Annotated in this window: 19 protein-coding genes and 1 other annotated feature (1 of these 20 running past the window's edge); of the genes, 6 read left to right on the top strand and 13 right to left on the bottom strand. The window is 59.5% G+C overall.

What is annotated here, in order from left to right:
- Positions 1–183: a binding site (T-box leader), on the bottom strand (it extends 72 nt beyond the left edge of the window).
- Between the two features lie 123 nt (positions 184–306).
- On the bottom strand, positions 307–1,164 hold the full coding sequence (locus ACP26L_RS17255) for an arylamine N-acetyltransferase family protein (protein WP_426454352.1): 858 nt from the start codon (positions 1,162–1,164) through the stop codon (positions 307–309).
- A 225-nt stretch (positions 1,165–1,389) separates the two neighbouring features.
- Here ACP26L_RS17255 and ACP26L_RS17250 point away from each other — a divergent pair, with 225 nt between their 5' ends.
- A complete protein-coding gene (locus ACP26L_RS17250) occupies positions 1,390–1,632 on the top strand; it encodes a hypothetical protein (RefSeq protein WP_426454351.1) in 243 nt (80 codons plus the stop codon).
- Positions 1,633–1,723: 91 nt separating this feature from the next.
- On the opposite strand, the gene ACP26L_RS17245 is transcribed toward ACP26L_RS17250, so the two are convergent.
- Together ACP26L_RS17245 and ACP26L_RS17240 are read right to left on the bottom strand one after the other, a co-directional pair.
- A complete protein-coding gene (locus tag ACP26L_RS17245; protein ID WP_426454349.1) occupies positions 1,724–2,479 on the bottom strand; it encodes a class I SAM-dependent methyltransferase in 756 nt (251 codons plus the stop codon).
- Between the two features lie 366 nt (positions 2,480–2,845).
- Positions 2,846–4,261, bottom strand: coding sequence for an amino acid permease (locus ACP26L_RS17240; RefSeq protein ID WP_426454348.1), 1,416 nt, complete (start codon positions 4,259–4,261; stop codon positions 2,846–2,848).
- Positions 4,262–4,504: 243 nt separating this feature from the next.
- On the opposite strand from ACP26L_RS17240, the gene ACP26L_RS17235 reads away from it, so the two are divergent.
- The 3 genes from ACP26L_RS17235 (at position 4,505) to alr (ending at position 8,299) form a co-directional block, all read left to right on the top strand.
- Complete coding sequence (locus ACP26L_RS17235; protein WP_426454346.1) at positions 4,505–5,749, top strand: PucR family transcriptional regulator; 1,245 nt, start codon at positions 4,505–4,507, stop codon at positions 5,747–5,749.
- A gap of 123 nt (positions 5,750–5,872) precedes the next feature.
- Complete coding sequence (gene ald / locus ACP26L_RS17230) at positions 5,873–7,006, top strand: alanine dehydrogenase (RefSeq protein WP_426454344.1); 1,134 nt, start codon at positions 5,873–5,875, stop codon at positions 7,004–7,006.
- A 126-nt stretch (positions 7,007–7,132) separates the two neighbouring features.
- Positions 7,133–8,299, top strand: a complete 1,167-nt coding sequence (alr, locus tag ACP26L_RS17225) for an alanine racemase (protein ID WP_426454343.1) — start codon at positions 7,133–7,135, stop codon at positions 8,297–8,299.
- Positions 8,300–9,352: 1,053 nt separating this feature from the next.
- Here alr and ACP26L_RS17220 read toward each other — a convergent pair.
- The 4 genes from ACP26L_RS17220 to ACP26L_RS17205 all read right to left on the bottom strand — a co-directional run bounded on the left by ACP26L_RS17220 (position 9,353) and on the right by ACP26L_RS17205 (position 12,947).
- A complete protein-coding gene (locus ACP26L_RS17220; RefSeq protein ID WP_426448395.1) occupies positions 9,353–10,474 on the bottom strand; it encodes an IS110 family transposase in 1,122 nt (373 codons plus the stop codon).
- Between the two features lie 346 nt (positions 10,475–10,820).
- Positions 10,821–10,943, bottom strand: coding sequence for a hypothetical protein (locus tag ACP26L_RS17215; protein WP_426454341.1), 123 nt, complete (start codon positions 10,941–10,943; stop codon positions 10,821–10,823).
- Positions 10,944–11,356: 413 nt separating this feature from the next.
- Positions 11,357–12,076: a DsbA family oxidoreductase gene (locus ACP26L_RS17210; protein ID WP_426454339.1), complete on the bottom strand. Its 720-nt coding sequence runs from the start codon at positions 12,074–12,076 to the stop codon at positions 11,357–11,359.
- Position 12,077: 1 nt separating this feature from the next.
- Positions 12,078–12,947 carry an SDR family oxidoreductase gene (locus ACP26L_RS17205; protein WP_426454337.1) on the bottom strand — a complete coding sequence of 290 codons (870 nt, stop codon included), beginning with the start codon at positions 12,945–12,947 and terminating at the stop codon, positions 12,078–12,080.
- Positions 12,948–13,326: 379 nt separating this feature from the next.
- On the opposite strand from ACP26L_RS17205, the gene ACP26L_RS17200 reads away from it, so the two are divergent.
- Positions 13,327–13,863 carry a CBO0543 family protein gene (locus ACP26L_RS17200; RefSeq protein WP_426454335.1) on the top strand — a complete coding sequence of 179 codons (537 nt, stop codon included), beginning with the start codon at positions 13,327–13,329 and terminating at the stop codon, positions 13,861–13,863.
- A gap of 50 nt (positions 13,864–13,913) precedes the next feature.
- Here ACP26L_RS17200 and ACP26L_RS17195 read toward each other — a convergent pair whose 3' ends face one another.
- Both ACP26L_RS17195 and ACP26L_RS17190 read right to left on the bottom strand, forming a co-directional pair.
- Positions 13,914–15,125, bottom strand: coding sequence for an MFS transporter (locus tag ACP26L_RS17195; RefSeq protein ID WP_426454333.1), 1,212 nt, complete (start codon positions 15,123–15,125; stop codon positions 13,914–13,916).
- 226 nt (positions 15,126–15,351) lie between these two features.
- Positions 15,352–15,930 (bottom strand): hypothetical protein, encoded by a 579-nt coding sequence (locus ACP26L_RS17190; RefSeq protein ID WP_426454331.1) that lies wholly within the window; start codon positions 15,928–15,930, stop codon positions 15,352–15,354.
- 67 nt (positions 15,931–15,997) lie between these two features.
- Between ACP26L_RS17190 and ACP26L_RS17185 the strand changes: the two genes are divergently transcribed.
- The gene (locus ACP26L_RS17185) at positions 15,998–16,564 is read left to right on the top strand and encodes a hypothetical protein (RefSeq protein ID WP_426454330.1); all 567 of its coding nucleotides are present in this window, start codon (positions 15,998–16,000) and stop codon (positions 16,562–16,564) included.
- 75 nt (positions 16,565–16,639) lie between these two features.
- Here ACP26L_RS17185 and ACP26L_RS17180 read toward each other — a convergent pair whose 3' ends face one another.
- The 4 genes from ACP26L_RS17180 to ACP26L_RS17165 form a co-directional block, all read right to left on the bottom strand.
- Positions 16,640–17,428 (bottom strand): SDR family NAD(P)-dependent oxidoreductase, encoded by a 789-nt coding sequence (locus tag ACP26L_RS17180; RefSeq protein ID WP_426454328.1) that lies wholly within the window; start codon positions 17,426–17,428, stop codon positions 16,640–16,642.
- Between the two features lie 81 nt (positions 17,429–17,509).
- Positions 17,510–18,034, bottom strand: coding sequence for an ADP-heptose synthase (locus ACP26L_RS17175; protein ID WP_426454326.1), 525 nt, complete (start codon positions 18,032–18,034; stop codon positions 17,510–17,512).
- A gap of 136 nt (positions 18,035–18,170) precedes the next feature.
- Complete coding sequence (locus ACP26L_RS17170; RefSeq protein ID WP_426454324.1) at positions 18,171–18,365, bottom strand: hypothetical protein; 195 nt, start codon at positions 18,363–18,365, stop codon at positions 18,171–18,173.
- Positions 18,366–18,390: 25 nt separating this feature from the next.
- Complete coding sequence (locus ACP26L_RS17165) at positions 18,391–19,065, bottom strand: SanA/YdcF family protein (protein ID WP_426454322.1); 675 nt, start codon at positions 19,063–19,065, stop codon at positions 18,391–18,393.
- Positions 19,066–19,090: the final 25 nt, after the last annotated feature.

The raw sequence follows: 19,090 nt of genomic DNA, 5'->3' as shown, positions 1-19,090 counted from the left end.
TTCCTGCGTACCATCATACGCGTCCCTTGTAACGGCGGGATCCCGGGTCGGCTTACTTCTGCTTCTTCAGCCTTCCTTCTCGGAGAGGATCTTCGGCTGAGTCTTGAACGTTGGCTTTCAGCGCAGGGCCAACTCTCTGGGGATCAAGGGATTCAGCGTACTCTTTCTCGTCATTGAATGTAGTCAGATCATTCAGTTATTTCCTTTTTACACCACTCTACTCCCATTGTCAAATAAATCTGCAAAAAATCCACTCGGGCTCCCCAGGCTCGAAGCACACCTTTTTGCCTGCACGGCCGGCCGGCTTCACAGCCCTTTGGACCGCTTCCACGCTTCGTGAATCCCATACACCCGCTTCCAGAGCTCCTCTCGCTCCAGGGCGCTGTAGTGCACCAGATGCTCGCCGAACACATCGCCCAGCACCTCCAGCCACTGCGCTTTGGTGCGGAGCTCCGTCTTCACTTCCCCCTCATGATCCCTCCGGCTCCAGATGCAGCCGCGCACCTCGTTCGCCCCCTCGGCGTGCCGGTGACGGACCAGGAACAGGTTGATCCACGGGGACTCCGGCGAGGTGGAGTAGTACACATGCTTGGGCTCGAACACGGTAAGGTCCTGCTCCACCTCGGGGGCCACATCCACGCCCGCGAAGGAAGCGGAAGGATCGTGCTCCAGCCTCCAGCCTCCGCCTGCCACCTGGGAATCCGTCACCCGGTAGCGCAGCGGTCCCTGCGGATACTCACCTGCGAGGAGCGGGAGCGGCTCCCAGGGCATATCCCCGAGCCCCGCATCCACGATCCAGCGCTGCTGCGGCTCCTCCGGCAGCGTGACCGTAAGGCCAAGGTGAAATGAATTGATCCGCGGCTCCTGCCCCAAGGGCTGAACGCCCGCCCGGTGCCGGGACACCTGATACCCGAGCGAGAGAAGCAGTGTACTGAACGCGCCGTTCAGGTGAAAGCAGTACCCGCTGCGGCCGGTGGTCATGAGCCTGACCGAAGAGGCGGGGTCGATGGAGGCCGGACGGCCGGCGACAATATCGACCGTCTGCCATGGGATTTTCTCCACGTGGGCCCGGTGAAGCTCAAACAGATAGGATAAGGTCGGCGGCTGTACTCCGGGAATCCCCAGCCTCGACAGGTAAGCGCGGATCTCGCCGCTGTTCAGCATCTAAGCTTCCCCCTCTTATTCGCCTCCCCATCTCCGGCATCGGATGCGGGAGCGGCAGGCATTTTCCACCATTGTATCACATGCACTCCCATTCCTTACCAGATTTCATCGAAGTCTCACCTCTTCTTCAGAAAAGCATCATAAATCGGGCTCGTCTACATACCTTTCCTAATGGCAGGTGGATTGATTGCCGCTTACTCTGTAGAATAAGGGGGGTGAGGTGAGATGGAGATGTCCGAGTCGAGGGCACTGAACACGGAGACAGAGCTGTTCGCCGCCTCTCTCTTCCAGCTCCGCGTCTCGGTATGGGAGCGAACGGCCGACGATATTCCGGTACGGGTCGAGGATGGGGGCATTATCGAACGGTTCACACCGGGCAGCGTGACGATTAACGGGGTTACCTATTCGCGAAGCGAATGCGAGTTCCGGGTCCGCGTGGGCGGCGTATCCTCGCTGGAGGATCAATAAGCCGATGAGACGGCTGCGTGCGCTATACGAACAAAGAAAAAAAAGCAGAAGCTGGCCGGGATTCGGCACCGCTTCTGCTTTTTTGGGTTGGTTATTTTACGGCCTTAATAATAAAGCGGGCGGCATTCGCCGGAATGCCCTGCGGGGTTCGGTACCGCTCCACATACTGCCTGAGCCGCTCGGCATCGCCGTCCCGCTTCCTGAAATCCGGGAGAATCGGCGTGTGGAGCAGGAGAAAGAGCAGATCCTCGTACTGCTCGTAATATTCTGCGGTGTCCGACTCCTCCCACTCGATCTTCGTGAAGCCGGCCTCGTGCAGCTCCCCCAAGCATCTGCGCAGGAGCGTTCCGGGAGCCGCTCCCCCGTGCTGTCCCCGCCCGAAGAAAGCCTTCAGGCTGCGTTTGTCCTCTTCCCCGACCTGCTGGGTCAGGAAGACGCCCCCCGGGGCAAGCACTCGGTAGACTTCCTTCGCAGAGAAAGGGGAGTGCCGGCACGTGACCAGGTCGAAGAAAGACTCCGGAAACTCCAGCTTGTTCGCATCCATCCGCACGAAACGGGCCGGGAGCTCCAGCGTCCGTTCCAGGCTGCGCTTCGCCTGTTCGATCATACCTGCGGATCGGTCAATCCCCACGAGCAGGCGCACGTTATCCGCGACCCGAAGCACGGCCTCCCCCCCGCCGGTCCCGATGTCCAGCATAAGGCAAGCCGGCCCCATATACCGTGCCGCATCCCCGTACAAGTCCGGAGGCTGGCCTTCCGTCCGGCACCGTACCCCGCTGAAATCCCAGCCGTTCCCTCTCCCTACCAAGTCATAAAAGGCATTCTCGTCCTCATTCTCTTTTGTCATGCTCAGAACCATCCCTTCCAAAGTGGTGAACAAATGAAAGAGCCAAGGGCTGTTCGGCCCCTCCTGCCGGCTCCCTTATGACCTTACGGCATAAAGAAACCCGGAGCGAACCCCCAAGCACCTTGGCTCATCCTGCGTGACCCATCCCCGCTCGGCTGAAACCGCCCGGCGCCTGTTCGAAGCAAGAGCTGCATGGTGCCGAAGGGCAGACTTCCCCCTCGGCGGCTGGCACGCGTGTTACCCAGCCCGGCAGCTAGCTACTTCGAACATGGCAGAGGATCATCCGCTTCACCTCATTCTGGAAAAGTTATCCTGATTATTCCGTCATTCGAGCCGCCGTGCAACGCGGTGCTTCACCGCTTCGGCTCACTTACTAACCGGATGCAGATTCGGATCCGCTGCAGCCGGAACGTCTGCCGCCGCCGTCCGGTGATACCCCTTTGCGTAATAGATGCCGGCCATGAGCACCAGGAACAGCGGACCCACCGCCAGGGCAATCCGCGTCTCGGGGAAATACCCCATGAGGCATACGACGAAGAACAGGAAGGCGAGACAGACATAGGAGGCCAGTGGGAACAACGGCATCCGGTAAAAGAGCCCTCCGATCTCCTGCTGCGGCAGCCTTCTGCGGAACCGGATCTGCGAGATGAGAATCATCGCCCACGTCCAGATCGCCCCGAAGGTGGAGATGCTGGTGACCCAGACGAACACTTTTTCCGGCACGATGTAGTTGAGCACGACGCCGGCCAGCAGGGCCGCCGCCGAAGCAAGGACCGCATAGCCCGGAACACCGCTGCCAGACAGCCGCCCGAAGCGGGATGGCGCTTCGCCTTGGCGCGCCAGGTTGAAGAGCATGCGCCCGGTGCTGAAGATGCCGCTGTTGCAGGAGGATAAGGCGGCCGTCAGGACGACGAAGTTGATGATGCCGGCGGCCGCCCCGATGCCCAGCTTCCCGAAGAGGAGCACGAACGGGCTGCCCTGCTGGCCGATCTCATTCCACGGATAGATGGACATGATCACGAACAGCGCGCCTACATAGAAGATAAGAATGCGCCAGAAGACAGTATCGATTGCTTTGGACAGCGTCTTGCGCGGGTTCTGCACCTCGCCGGCCGTGACGCCGATCATCTCGATGCCGAGATATGCGAAGAACACCATCTGCAGCGACATCAGGACCCCGCTTATCCCGTTAGGGAAGAAGCCCCCGTGCGACCAAAGATTGCTGATTCCCACAGCCACCCCTCCGCTGCCGAAGCCGAAGAGAATGACGCCAAGGCCCGTGACAATCATGAACACAATGGTGAGGATCTTGATCAGAGCGAACCAGAACTCGAATTCGCCGTACGCCTTGACGGCGATGAGATTGACGGCCGACATGATGATCAGCGCCGCCAGCGCCCATATCCAGCGCGGCGTACCTGGGAACCAGTACTCCATATAGATACCCACGGCCGTGATCTCGGCCATACAGGTGACGATCCACAGGAACCAGTAATTCCAGCCTGTGAGATAGCCGAATACCGGAGAGATGTACTCCCGGGCGTACCTTGCGAACGAGCCTGCGACCGGCTGGTGGATCGCCATCTCTCCCAGGGCCCGCATGATGAAGAACATCACCAGGCCCGCCAGGCCGTAAGCCAGCAGAATGCCGGGCCCCGCCAGCTTGATGGCCGAGGCTGAGCCGAGGAACAATCCCACCCCGATCGCCGCCCCGAGCGACATCAGCGTGATATGCCGCTGCTCCAGACCGCGCTGCAGCTCGGTTGTTTGGCCTTGTTTCATAGACTTCTCCTCCTTGAACTTGAGATGATTATGTAATCAATTGAAAGCGGTTACTCCCTGACGATATGGATATTACCACAGGCAGCCCCCCTCCTCTTTGTGGATTAACCAAAACATCAGCCGTGCTCTTTGTGTCAAATCACGAAGCTCCTGGAAGATAAGGATGTGCATCTACCCGAAATCCACTATAATACTAGAGTAAAAATCCAGACCCATTATACATACAAAGGTTGCTTGATCCGTATGCCCATTCCTTCTGAAGAACTATGGTACCAGCGGAGCTTCGACTCGCTGGAAGAACTGGCTGACGCGGTCAGCGAGGTGCTCCGCTGTCCGGTAACGATCGAAGACGCGAGCTTCCGCCTGCTCGCTTACAGCTCCCACACCCCGGGCACCGACCCGGCGCGCATCGCCACGATCATCTCCCGCAGGGTGCCGGACCACGTGCTCGCCTACCTGTGGAAGGAAGGCATCCTCACCCGACTCATGGAAAGTGACGATCCCGTGCGGATTCCCGGCATGGCCGAGATCGGCCTCGGACCGCGCGTGGCCGTGTCCATCCGCCAGAACGGCACCGTGCTTGGGCATATCTGGGTGATCGAAGAGAGCCGTTCTCTCACAGAGGAGGACCTTGAGCAGCTGCTGCGGGGCGTAGGAGCCGCCCGGACGAAGCTGCTCAAGCAGCAGACCCAGCGCCGGCGGGAGCAGGAGAGCCTGCAGGACTTCTTCTGGCAGCTGCTGACCGGACATCTCCGTTCCCACGCCGCGGCGGCCGAGAAGGCGGCCCGGCTGCAGGTCGCGCTCCCCCCTTCCTTTGCGGCGGCCATCCTGCAGTTCGAGCGGGAGCTGCCCGAGAAGCTCTCCGGCGAGATCCCCTACCTGCTGTCCGCCGCAGGACGCACCCGGTTCCCGCTGTTCGTTCTGCACCGCCATCAGCTGATTGTTCTCGCGGAATGCCGTGACACGCATGCTCTTCGCGAGCCGCAGGAAGCGCTGGCCCAGCTCGGCCGCCTGCTGCAGGAACGCAGTCCGCTGGGCCCGTATATCGCGGGCGGGGGACTTGTGTACGACGACTACAGCCTGCTCGAGCAAAGCTACCGCGAGGCACAGACCGTCCTCGGGCTCCGGTCCCGGTTTCCGCAGGAAACCTCCCATATGGTGTTCTATCGGGACCTCGGCTTCTACCGCTGGCTGCCGTTGTTCGACGAGCATAACGGAGCGGCCCGGTACAAGAACCCGAGCCTCGAGAAGCTGCGGGCCTATGACCGGGAGCATCACGGCTCCCTGCTCGAGACGCTCGAAGCCTATCTTTCGTGCGACAGTAACTTGAAGGAAGCCGCGGAGCGGCTCCACATTCATGCGAATTCGCTCGCTTACCGGCTGAAGCGGATCGCCGAGATCGGCGGAATCGATCTCGGCAGCATGGACCAGAAGGTCACCCTGTATCTAGATCTCAAGACCGAGAAGCTCCGTTCTCTCAAGGCATGACAGCTTTGTGTACAACACACAAACAGGACTTTCCAAATTCTCCGATCCTCACAATGCGTCTATAGCGGTTCCCCACTATACTGACCTTAAGTTCATTTCCACCCCTTAAGGAGGCCGCCAGCCATGATCATCGGAGTACCTAGAGAAATCAAGAACAACGAAAACCGTGTCGCTCTCACCCCTGCCGGGGTACTTGCCTTCGTAAAGGATGGACATGCCGTCCTGGTCGAAGAGGGAGCGGGGCTCGGCAGCTCTTTCACCGATAAGGACTATGTCTTGGCCGGTGCCGAGACCGTCCCAGGGGCCGCCGAGGTCTGGAGCCGTTCGGATATGGTCATGAAAGTGAAGGAGCCGCTGCCGCAGGAATACGGATATTTCCGGGAAGGTCTGGTGCTCTTCACCTATCTGCATCTGGCCGCGGAGCCGGCCTTAGCCCGCGCACTCGCCGAGAAGAAAGTCACGGCGATCGCTTACGAGACCGTGGAGGCGGGCCGCACGCTGCCGCTGCTCACCCCGATGAGCGAAGTCGCCGGCCGGATGTCCGCGCAGATCGGCGCCCAGTTCCTCGAGAAGTCCAAAGGCGGCCAGGGCATTCTGCTCGGCGGCGTGCCGGGCGTGAAGCCGGCGAAGGTGACGATTATCGGGGGCGGGGTCGTCGGCACGAACGCCGCCAAGATAGCGATGGGGCTGGGCGCCGACGTCACGATCATGGACCTCAGCCCGGAGCGGCTGCGGCTCCTGAGTGATATTTTCGGCTCCTCCGTGAAGACGCTCGTTTCGAACCCGTACACCATCGCCGAGGAAGTCGCAGCAAGCGATCTAGTGATCGGCGCAGTGCTGATCCCCGGAGCCCGGGCCCCGAAGCTCGTCACCGAAGAGATGGTGAAGACGATGAAAGCCGGCTCTGTCATCGTGGACGTGGCTATCGACCAGGGAGGGATCGTCGAGACAGCCGACCGCATGACGACACACGATGAGCCGACCTATGTGAAGCACGGCGTGCTGCACTATGCCGTCGCCAACATGCCGGGCGCTGTGCCCCGTACATCGACCATCGCCCTGACGAATGTGACCGTCCCTTACGCCCTGCAGATTGCGAAGCTCGGTGTATACGGGGCGATCAAGAGCAGCAGCCCGCTGCTCCACGGGGTTAATACCGCCGGAGGCTGCGTGACGTACGAGGCGGTGGCGAGGGACCTGGGCTTCGACTATGTGCCGGTGGAGAAGGCGCTGGAGCGGGAGCTTGCCGCCATTTGACCGATGGACAAATAAATCTCATGAACCATCCGCAGAGCATATATAACTAAGAGAACCTTCTTCAGCCCCCAGCCGGCAGGCCTGGGGGCTGAAGGGGTCTACCGCTGCATAGGAGGCAGGATCACCATGACCCTGGGGTATCGTGACACCTGGGCTGACATTTCGCTTGATGCGATCGAACACAACACAAGGGTAACCAAAGCGATGCTCGCTCCCTCCTGCCGCTTCATGGCTGTCGTGAAGGCGGACGGGTACGGTCACGGCGCCTCCGAGACGGCGGAAGCAGCCCTGCGGGGAGGCGCGGACCAGCTGGCCGTGGCTTTCCTCGATGAAGGGCTGCACCTTCGCCGGGCTGGCATTACGGCCCCGGTCCTGGTGCTGGGCTATACCCCGCCCCATGCGGTGGAAGCCGCCGTCCGCGCAGGGTTGACCCTCACCGTCTTCACCGAAGACGTGCTTGCGGAAGCGGTCGCCTGTACGCAGAGACTGGCGCTGCCCCTGCGCATCCACTTCAAGGTGGATACGGGCATGACACGCGTCGGCGTCACTTCGCCGGAGGAGCTGGTCCGGCTCGCCCGGCAGGCGGCCGCCTCCCGCTATGTGCAGGCGGAAGGGCTGTTTACGCATTTTGCCTGTGCAGACAGCCCGGACGACAGCTATACCCGCGAGCAGTTCGCCGCCTTCGAGGCCTTCCGTGCCGCCCTGCGGCAGAACGGCCTGCACTTGCCGCTGCACCACTGCTGCAACTCCGCCGCCACGCTGCGCTATCAGGGGCTGCACCTGGATCTGATCCGCTTCGGCATCTCCCTCTACGGGCTGCTTCCTTCCGGGGAGTGCCGCACGGGCGGAGAGCACCTGAGGCCGGCGATGTCGCTGCGCACCCGGATTGTCTCGCTGCGCCGCATCCCGCCGGGCCGCACGGTCAGCTATGGCGGCACCTTCACCGCGCCGCGCGAGACGCTCATTGCCACGCTGCCGGTGGGCTACGCCGACGGCCTCTCCCGGCGTCTCTCGAGCCGGGGGAGCGCCCTGGTCCGCGGGCAGCGAGCGCCCATCGCCGGGCGTGTCTGCATGGACCAGACGATGCTCGACGTCACGGATGTGCCGGGCGCCGCGGTCGGTGACATAGTCACGCTGTTCGGCAGCGCGGACGGAAGCGTGCTGCCCGTAGACGAAGTCGCCGAGCTGATGGACACGATCTCCTACGAGGCCGTCTGCCTCATCGGCAAGCGGGTGCCCCGTGTTTATTGGCGCGGCGGGCAGGTGGTGAAGACGCACAACGGGCTGCTGTAAGAGACAGCAGCCCGTTGTGCGTTTGGATGAAGCCGGCCGCGCGTCCGTCCGTCACAAGCGCAGCGGCGGCCCACAGAAACATAGCGGAATAGTGAGCTTCCATGAGAATCGCGATGGATGAATATTGAGGGTTGGTGTACCAAGAATGGGAGTGTTACCCGACACGAAGAAGGCAGGGCGCTCTCAAGTGCTGCTATCTACAATGCAAGTTTCACCTGAACACTTGGACAATGCAGCACGTGACTTCCGGCAGAAGGATGGGAGTTTAACCACACCGCTCCCGCGACTTCGCGTAGGCTCCATCCACAGCATGCAATAAGCATGATTTGGTCTGTTCCAGGTGTTCCCTGTACGCTTGATACACAAAATTCTTGACCTACCCTGCTTTGGCCTCTGCGGGACTGGCGCTTCACTCACAGAATAAAGGAACTCAGGTTCGCTATATTCTCCTATGGATAGACCCTTCGTAAAATAAAGGAACTGAAGTTCGCTATTTTAACGATGGGGGCTGTTTTTGAAGGAGACGGATGGCAATAAGATACCTGAGTTCCGCTGATATGAACGTAACCGAGCAACTCCCAGCACGTATCCCTGTTTTTTTGTACTCCAAACTAAGCCTGTCAAGGTGTTCTTTTTGACAGGCGGCTTCTTTCCTCCCATACTTGTTTACGGGTCTGACTATCAAGTCAGACCCTGCCTTACGGCGAGTAACGGGGTGCAGGGGGCGTGCTCCCTGCATAGTCTTTTTCCTGAGAACAGCGGGACATGTCTACATTCCTTGGCACGAGGGCAAAATGGTTCTTTGCGCCGGCTGGCAACCTGATATTCGTGGGTTCTCACATGTGATTACATACGACCAGAGAGTTTCCTGCTAACTATCAACGCACATAAAGCTCCTGTTCCCTTGCTTTGTGCAGCGGAACTACGCGGATTTCTCTCTGCCTAGCTTTGTACTTTGCCCCCGAGCCAAAGAATGTAACGCATCTTCCTCAAATCCGTTCTCTTACCACCTCCTTCTTCGTATTTTCAAACTTCTATTACAAGCACAAGCGATTATGCTGCCGCCCTTTGCTTCTGGACTTCCTTGGCTATAGCCCAGATAAATCCCAAGAGCTCCCTGGCCACGGCGGTAACGATGGTTCCTTTGTTCTTTCCCCTGAAGCTTAACCTATTAAATTTATGATGCAGTCTTTTATGCGCCTTCCAAGAGATCTCAATAATCTCCGAGCTTAGCTCCTTTTGCCTCTCTCGCAGGGCTCTTCTTACAGCGGGTTTGCTCCGATAGGTCCAGGCGGCTTCGACCAGTACCCGTCGGATATGCGCATTTCCGACTTTCGTGATTCGCCCTTGCCGGCGGCTGCCTCCGCTTGAACTTTCCGAAGGTACCAATCCGGAATAACTCATAAGCTGCGGCGCAAAAGCAAATCTTCCTGCGAGATCTCCGAGTTCGGCCGCAAGAGTAGTGGCCGTAACTAAAGCAATACCATGAAGTCCTTGCAGCGCCTGAATCATGGTAGCCTGGCACCCTGCCGAAGCCTGCCGTTCCATTTCCTTTTCGTATCGCCCAATCCGGTTTGCGGCCTCCCTGATGGTGTTGCGGTATTCTTGAAAGACTATATCCTCGCACGCATCCGTAAAGCGCAAGGTATCCAGCCAGTTCTCGTAGGCCGATGTCCATACCTTCGTGCCGCCCGGTGGATGAAGCTGGTGCCGAAGCAGGAACTTCGTTAGCCGCTGCTTGTGCCGATTCATATCCTGAACCGCATCCTCCCGGGCCCGAACCAAATCCCGCAGCGCTTCGTCCTCGGGCGTAGGTACGTAGATTTCGGTTAACTCTCTGGCCCTGTAGAGCTGCGCTAAACGTATGGCATCCCTTTTGTCGGTTTTAATGCGCTTGTTGCCATCCAATGCTTTGGGCGCAACGACGCTGCAATTGACAAAGAGTTCAAGGAACCAACGATACAGCTGAAACCCTGTAGGCCCGGCCTCATAGCAAACGTCGAGTTTGATCTCATCGTCCTTTGCAAGCTGCTTGACTAACTTTCGCACGGCCTCCTTGGTATGGGGAATCGTCCCCCAGAACCGCACGGGCTCATCTCGATTTTCCGTGGCTATGGCAACGGCAATTTTTTCCTTGGATACGTCTAACCCTACATACTTTGTGGACATACTCATTACTAACCGACTCCTTTTTGTTTGTAGCTCTGTTTTGGATTTGATTGGTGTATTCACTCCAAGTCATTTCCAACTTCAACCTACGTGATGCAAAGAGGTAGTCGGTTTCGTTCATTATAACTATTCGCTGAGAAATCACGGGAAATATCGCAATAAGGCATCTCAGTTCCGTTAACTTCATGAAGGTTCCGACCTTCCCGCTTGGTTGGAGGCCAGCGCCCGCACAATCAAGGTTCAACCCCGCTTGTAAGCACCCTTCCTGCCCGGATACAATCAAGGCAGCACTGGGAGCGGAGTCGGCGGTCAGATCGGCAGTCGTGAGCCACGTTGTTATCACGGCGCAGAATCACTCCATCGGCGAGCCGTATACCAGCTGTTCCAAGGGCAGCTGCTCCAAGTCCACATCCCAGCAGCCTGCGCTGCTTCCACACCCTGGCTGGCTGCGATGCTCCAGACGGTAACTGCCCATGCAGCTCTCATCCTCTGGCTGCTCAAGCTACTCTCACATCCGGCTGCCTACGCTGCTCCACATCCCAGCGGCCTGCGCTGCTTCCACACCCTGGCTGGCTGTGATGCTCCAGACGGTAACTGCCCATGCAGCTCTCATCCTCTGGCTGCTCAAGCTACTCTCACATCCGGCCGCCTGGGCTGCCCCACATCCCAGCGGCCTGCGCAGATCCATACCTCGGAGGCGGCACCGCGCCCCACTCTTTTCCATTGCGACTCCCGATCCATCCCACCGAGCCTTGCGTGAGTACCTTGCTTGCTGACGGTCGGCCAAACCCCTCGTAACCCACTTGGCGAGGGCTGACTTGTGCCATACCCTCGAAATTCCCAGCCGGTTCTGAGCGTCATAGCCAACCGACACCGCGCTTCAGCGAGTCACTGTTTATCCCCGCCCGGGCCGCAGTAACCGTCGGGCCCGCAGGCATCGCCGACACTAGCGTCACCGACGACCTGCAGCGGGGAAGCCTCGCTCCATGCCTTATTGAGCGTGTCCAGGAACACGCTTGACGGCTGGGCGCCGGAGACCGCATACTTGCGGTCTATGACGAAGAACGGCACACCCCGGACTCCCAGCTCCGAAGCTTCCTGCTCATCCCCGCGCACGTGCTTCGCGTACTCCCCGCTGCGGAGCACGGCGGCAGCCGCGGCGGCATCCAGCCCTACCTCAGCTGCCAGGGATGCGAGCACTTCATGGTCCCCGAGATGCTTGGACTCCGTGAAGTAGGCGCGGAACAAGCGCTCCGCCAGTTCATTACCCTTCCCCTGCTCCTTGGCATAATGAGTCAGCCGGTGGGCATCGAAGGTGTTCGTGAGAATCATATCGTCAAAGTTAAACGTGAGACCGGACGCCTTCGCTGCAGCTCCCACTCGCTGATTGTTTGCGATGGCCTGATCGCGGCTCATGCCGTATTTGATGGCAAGCATCTCATGCACATCATGGTCCACGTCCCGCTCGGAATGCGGGTCAAGCTCGAAGCTGCGGAAGACGACCTCGATCCGCTCCCGGTGCGGGAACTGCTCCAGCGCCGCCTCGAAATGCCGCTTGCCGATATAGCAGAACGGGCACATAAAATCCGACCAAATTTCGACCTTCATCTTACTCACTCCCTTTTAGAATATCCTCGACGGCAGAGCGAAGAGGCGTCAGTTCACCGATCAGATTCTTGAGATCCTGCGAAGTTCGGGAGGTTTCCCCTTCGGCGACGGCCTGGTTGATGCCGGCGACCAGGTGAACGACCGGCTCCGGAAGACCTGCGGCGGACAGAATCTTCGCCTGCTCGTCGTAGGACACCGCCTGGTGGGTGAACGGCTTCCCGGTGATCTCTGCGATCAGGGCGGCGAGCTCGTCATAGCTCCAGGTCGTGTCGGACACGAGGTTGTACGTCTTGTTCTCGTGGCCATCGCTTGTCAGCACGGCGGCAGCCGCGGCGGCCAAGTCCGAACGGAACGCCGTGTTGACCCGCCCGCTGCCCGTGTTGGTCACGAGCGCACCGTGAGCAAGCGATGCGGACAAGCCCGGGTTGACAAACACCTCCGTATACAGCGAGTTGCGCAGGAACGTGTAAGGGATGTTCGTCGTCCGGATCGCATGCTCCGTCGCCAGGTGCACGTGGGCCAGTGGGATGACGGATTCTTCCGCATACGCGAAGGAGGTATAAAGCAGGTGCCTTACGCCAGCGTCCCTGGCCGCCTTCACTACGTTCGCATGCTGCACGATGCGCAGCGTGTCATCCGTATCCGGGCTGGAGATGAAGAGCAGCTTGCCTGCGCCCTCAAAGGCTTTCACCAGGGAGGCCGGATCCGCATAATCGCCATGGCGTACTTCCACTCCGAGCGCCGTAAGCGAAGACGCCTTTTCCACATTGCGGACAACCGCTGTAATCTGATCCCCCGGTACGGTGCGGAGCAGCTGCCTGATGACAATACTTCCCAAGGCGCCTGTAGCGCCGGTAACAAAAATAGACATGAAGGTAACTTCCTTTCGGAATGAAATTAGATGTGATCCCCGATCCAAATACAAGGTACTCTGTCCTCATCAACCTGTACCAATTATAGTTACAGGGTTAGCCGCTTGTCAACCTGCCTCCCCGCTTCCCATCCCCTTCCTCATAGGATTTCCCAAAAAACCGACAATCCCACTTTCGAACCATCTTCGCTGGGACCGGAAGGACCATCATCCCTCGAGATCCGTGGGCAACCTGCATGGTTATACAACCAATGTAAAAGACTAGAGCGTAGCGTAGTATTTACCTACCCTGAACTGTGGGAGCTGCCGTATGTCCAGACATCAGATCAATGAACAGTTGGCCGAGCTTTTCCGGAAGCTTTTTGAAGTCCATATTTCTTTGGCAAAGCTATGGCTTTCCGAAATCTTTCTTCACTGGGATTGGTGGCTCTCTCTCGGCTTAACCGTCACTCCCTGGCTGGTGTGGCTGCCGCTTCGGCAAAAAGAGAGCACTTCCCGGCTGCTTCATGCCGGATTTTTTGTCCTAATCGTGACTTCATGGCTGGATTTCATGGGCCTGATGTTCGGCGCCTGGTATTATGGCGGCCTGCTCATCCCTACCATGCCCACTTACATCCCATATGATTTCTGCTTGTTCCCGGTGATCGTCATGCTGCTCCTCCAATACAAGCCCCAGATGCCCGTCTGGATCAAGGCGGCGGCATTCGGGCTGTTCTGTTCCTATGTCGGGGAGCCGCTGCTGCATCTCCTCGGCCTGTACTTCATAACTTGGTGGAAATATTCCTACTCCATCCCCATCTATACGCTGATCTATGGGGGAGCCCACTGGGTGAGCCGGCGTACCACCTTTCGTCCTCTCGAATCCCAGCCGGTGACTAAGAAGAAAACTCGGATACGAACAAGAACCCCCCGCTGAAAAAGCCGAGGGGTTCTTGTGCTGTCCTGAAGCATTCCTTATTTAAGACTCTATTCTGCAAGCTCGCGCCCTTTTGTCTCCTTGCCTAGGAAGAGCACGGCCAGCGCGCCCGCCACAATGGCGGCAAAGAAGAGAGCGAAGATGGTGGGGATGCCCACCGAGCGGGCGACCAGCATGCCGACAAGAAATGGGGCGATCACCCCGCCGATCCGTCCGAAGGAGGCGGCAAGTCCCACGCCTGTGGAGCGGACGGAGGTCGGGTACAGCTCCGGGGTGTAAGCATACAGTCCGCCCCAGGCGCCCAGGTTAAAGAAGGAGAGGCAGAAGCCGGCCGCCAGGAGCATGCCTTCCGTCTGTGCGTTGCCGAACCAGATGGCGCTGAGCGCGGTCAGGAGCAGGTAGGCCACGATCACGAATTTACGCCCGAACCTCTCAATGAAGTAAGCCGCTGTAAAATAACCCGGCAGCTGCGCGATCGTCATGAGCAGCACGTACTGGAAGCTCTTCACCAGCGTGAAGCCCTTGAGCATCATCACGCTTGGCAGCCACAGGAACATGCCGTAGTAGGAGAACACAACGGTAAACCATAGAATCCAGAGCATGATCGTCGAGCGGCGGTGTTCCGGAGCCCAGACCGAGGCGAACCGCTCGCCAAACGTAGTTCTCCCGGTGCGGGCGGTGAACCGCGGAGGCTCCTCGATGGCCCGGCGCAGATACAGCGCGTAGAGTGCCGGCACGGCACCGATGACAAAGCCGGCCTGCCACCCGTACTTCGGAATGACGAAGTACGCGATGAGCGCCGCGGCCAGCCAGCCTCCGGCCCAGAAGCTCTCGAGGAGCACGACGGCCCGTCCTCTCTCGCGGGCCGGCACCGACTCGGAGACGAGCGTAGACGCGACAGGCAGTTCCCCGCCGAGACCGATGCCGGCGATCAGGCGGAGAAAGCACAGCACAGCAAAACCGGTCGCCAGAGAGGACAATCCGCTGGCCGCCGAGAACAGCAGGAGCGTCCACATGAGCACAGGCTTACGGCCGTAGCGGTCGGCGAGCAGCCCAGCGAGCGCCGCGCCGATCACCATTCCGATCGAATTGATGCTCGTGAAGAATCCGACCTGCTGGGGTGACAAATGCCACTGGACGGCAACCGCCGCCGCAATAAATGAAATCAGACCGATGTCCATGGCATCGAACAGCCAGCTCAGTCCTGCTGAGAACAGGAGCTTCCGCTGTTTGGGATCCTGCAGTACCTCCAAGCGGCTCATAGATTCTCATCTCCTTTTCCTATTCCTTATCCATAACCAATGGCAGCAATGATTAAACTAGGCCATCTCGAATCTTAGGTGATATGAACTACCTGAAAAAGCAGTCATCCCGAGATTCACCGCCCGCGAGGCCCAAAGTACCGCTCACCATGCCGCAGCCCGCAGCTATACCCAGCTGGCGCTGAACGGCTCCCGGCGGCATAGCGCAGGCACTCGGCCAGCCATGCTACCCTTGCTCCACCAGCCGCTCCATATGCGAAAGGGTCAGCGCCAGCCGGCGGCCGATGTCCTCCACGCCCTCGGCGTCCCCTTCGTCCAGCTTCCCGGACGTTGTCATCCGCACGAGGCACCGGCCGGCAGCCGGCGGAATGCCGCCCGAAGCTCCCGGGAGCCACGGCGTCACCAGCTCGAATTCCATGCGGAAGGACTGCTCCCACTGCTCCGCGAGATAGGCTTCGATCTCTCCACGCCGCCCGGACACGGACAGAGGGAACTGCAGCTCCAGCTGCACACGTGCGCCGGGCGGTTCACCGGCCAGGTGCACCCTGCGCAGTTCGCCCGCGAAGTCGGCGAGGTCGCTGATCAGCGCCACCGCTGCCTCGCAGCGTCCCTCCCCGCGCCGCACCCGCAGCCGGAAGGTTCTCGAATAGGAAGCGAGGTCGACGAGATCCTCACGCCCTGTGACCAGAAATTCGCCTTCGGCGTCGAGATCATAGCAGGCGCCTTCGAGCACGGTTTTGAGATTATCGTAAATGGTCGGATCAAACACGGAAGCCACGTTCCTCTCTATATGTACGTTATGCATGGAATTCCCCGGGAATGGACAGGTTAGGTACCGTCCCTTACCCTTGCCCCCTAAAGGAGAATCCGCCATGAACCTACGCCGTACGCTGCTGCCGGCCCTGCTGCTCTTCGCACTGGCCGCCCCCTCTCCCGCCGCACTCCGTGCCGAGCCTCCCCCGCCGGGACGGATCGAGCTGCCCAAGGAGCAGATGAGCACCCCGCAGGAGCTGGCGGCCAAAGCCGACGTGGTCGTCCTCGGATCACTGGAGGAGGAAGCGAAGGCTTACCCGACCGGGCGCAGAGTCGGCGGCCATCCACTCCTCAATTATGTGCAGGTGCTGCGGATTCGAAGCGTTCTGCACGGCACCGCAGTGTCATCCGGCACACTGGAGCTCATCACCGACGGCTTTGACCCGCTGCCCCTGCCGCAGGATCCGCTGAATCTGAAGTATACCGGTCCCCTTGTCCGGGGCGACTATGTCATCTTCCTGCGCCGTGTCCCGCAGACAGAGCTGTATTTCATCGCGGGCGGCTGGCAGGGACTGTATCCGCTGCAGGGCGGCAGAATCGTGGCGCTGCAGAAGCAGGGCGGGTTCGCCGCTTACGGCGGGCTCACGGTAGAAGAGCTGAAGACGAAGCTGAAGCAGCGCCAGTGAGTATACGGCTTCGCCGTAAGCTGACCCTCCTCCTTCGGTCCAGCCGGAGGCAGCTCCTCAAGCAGCCGGCTGCATCTACGTGGCGGGAAGCTCACGCAGATCCGCAATGTCCCCCTGCTTGATCGCGCCGCTCTCAAGCCAGGCGGCCAGCCGTGCCGCCGCTTCCTGCGGCGTGTACAGGCTGCCCGCCTCCTTCAGCTTCACAAAACGGCCGGCATCCGGGAAGCGCCGCGGGTCCGTCCCGCGGATGGTCTCCTGCATGCCGGTATCCACGACGCCCGGAGCTACGGAAGCGATCCTGACGCTCCCCGGCCCCTCGCCCTGCTCCAGTGCGATGCAGCGGGTCATCATGTCAATGCCCGCCTTGGCGCTGCAGTACGCCGACCAGCCCGCATAAGGCTTGCGGCCCGCGCCCGAGGAGATGCTGATCACCCGCTTACCGGCCGGAGCCGGCCACTGCGAAGCCTGACGCAGGAAGGCGGAGGTCAGCAGCAGCGGAGCGGTAAGATTCACAAGCAGGTGCGCCTGCTGGGCCGACGGGTCCGCTTCCTCCGCGGGACCCATCGGATCCAGCACCCCGGCGTTGTTGATCAGCGTGATCTCATCGGCATTCCAAAGCCACGCGGCTTCCATCAGGAAAGCCTCGAATGCCGCCGCGGCGGTCACCGGCTCGCTGAGGTCGCAGAGGACTTCATCATACGTTTGGCCTGCGTACGGTCCGCCGGCCGCGGTCCGAGCTTCCTCCCCGAGACGCGGGCTCGGCGTCCGGTTGAAGCCGACAACCCGGTGCCCCTTGGCGAGCAGATGAGCGGCCAAGGCTTCTCCCAGCCCCCTCGATGTCCCTGTAATCAGATAGACTCCCATGTACATGTCCCCCTCTTTTGATGGATCACAGCGGAAAGCGCCGGAAACAAAAAAATCCCCATCATCGGGGACCCTTTTGGTCTAGGGCGTCATCCAATCGTCCGCGGAGATGCCCTGCTCCACGGCAAAATCGAAATCATATACATCGTATACTTGCACTGGAACTTCCGACTGGATAATTTTCTCCATAAGCTCGACCTGATCCGTGATAATCGGCGCCTGCTCCCGGATGGAGGCAAGAACCACTTCCGTCTCGATGGGATCGAACCCTTCGCCGTACTGCGCGTTCTCCATGGCGTTCACAATGACAAAGGTTACGTTATCGTTGATCGGCAGCGGAGGCGACAAGCGCCACGGGGCGGCCAGGGAGCGCTCGAGCTTCTTTCGGTTGAACGGATCATCGAAGAAGGCAATGAGCTCGCCGATCTTCGTCTTCACGTGAGCGTCATCTTCCGGATCCGGCATCACCGGTTCCTTGCTGCCTTTCATTTCGTATAGTTCCATAATGGTAGAATACGGAATGATATACTGTACAGGCTGGCTCGGCACCATCAGTTCGCCGTAGATGGCGACCAGCACCGCTTCAATCACAAATCGCCGGGACAAATTCATTCCCCCTATTCAATCTCTTCCGGTCTTGGTTGTCCGGCCTCTTTATTACATAACATAATTACTGCCAAAAGTCTACTTACCTTATAGAATTTAGGCATATAAACAAGGATACGAAATATATTTTATGACATTAATATTTAGTCAAGTTAATTTTATCCCTGCTGGCGGTGAGGGTTACGATCATGCAAAGGAATCGTACCTCCGGCCGGCTGTCACGGAGAGCGGACCGCTCATCCGGCGGGCCGATCACCGCAGCCTGCTTCGCACAGCCATCCCTTCGCTGCTCCTCGACCTGCTCCGCTTCTGCAGCATGCAGCACATTCATCTGTTTCCCCGCCTCCGGGTTCGGCTTACTTGTCGTTGGTCGCCCTGCCGTCCGAAGTGATCGGTATCGCTTCGCCCAGGAACTTCGGTTTCATCCCCAGCAGATGGATTCCCCAGAAGTCCTTATTGCGCGCGAGCACCTCCCGGGCCTCGTACTGCTTGATCCTTACGTAGCTCCTGCGGTCCGCCGCCACGCCATACGCTTCCATCCCCAGCTCCCGGGCGAGATAGACGGCCCGCTTCACATGGTACTCCTGGGTAACGACGATGGCGCTGCGGACCAGGAACACGTCCCTGGCCCGGTACATGCTGTCGTACGTATTGAACCCGGCATGGTCCATGAAGATATCCTCCTCCGGCACACCCGCTTGGAGAAGATAGTTCTTCATCGTATTGACTTCATCGTACTCTTTGCGGCCATGATCTCCGCTGACGAGAATTTTGGGCGCTTTGCCCGCCCGGTACAGCTCCAGGCCCGTATCCAGCCGGTCTCTCACAATATCCGAAACTCTGCCGTCCGGGTAGACGAGAGCCCCGAGCACGACGATCGCCTCAGCGGAGGGAACTTCCGGTTCCGGATACAGGTAAGGAGCCGCCTCCTTCTGAACGTGCCGGTCGACGAAGGCTATCGATCCACCGCCGAATATCAGCATCGAGGATAACAAGAGCAGCGCCCCTTTTTGCTTGAATGCTGTACGCACAGTGCCATCCCTCCCTCTTCCATTC

Source organism: Paenibacillus sp. S-38 (assembly GCF_049942825.1).
In the GTDB taxonomy this organism is placed as follows: domain Bacteria; phylum Bacillota; class Bacilli; order Paenibacillales; family NBRC-103111; genus Paenibacillus_G.
The sequence above is the reverse complement of the archived record's forward strand: the minus strand, read 5'-3'. Positions and strand labels throughout refer to the sequence as shown.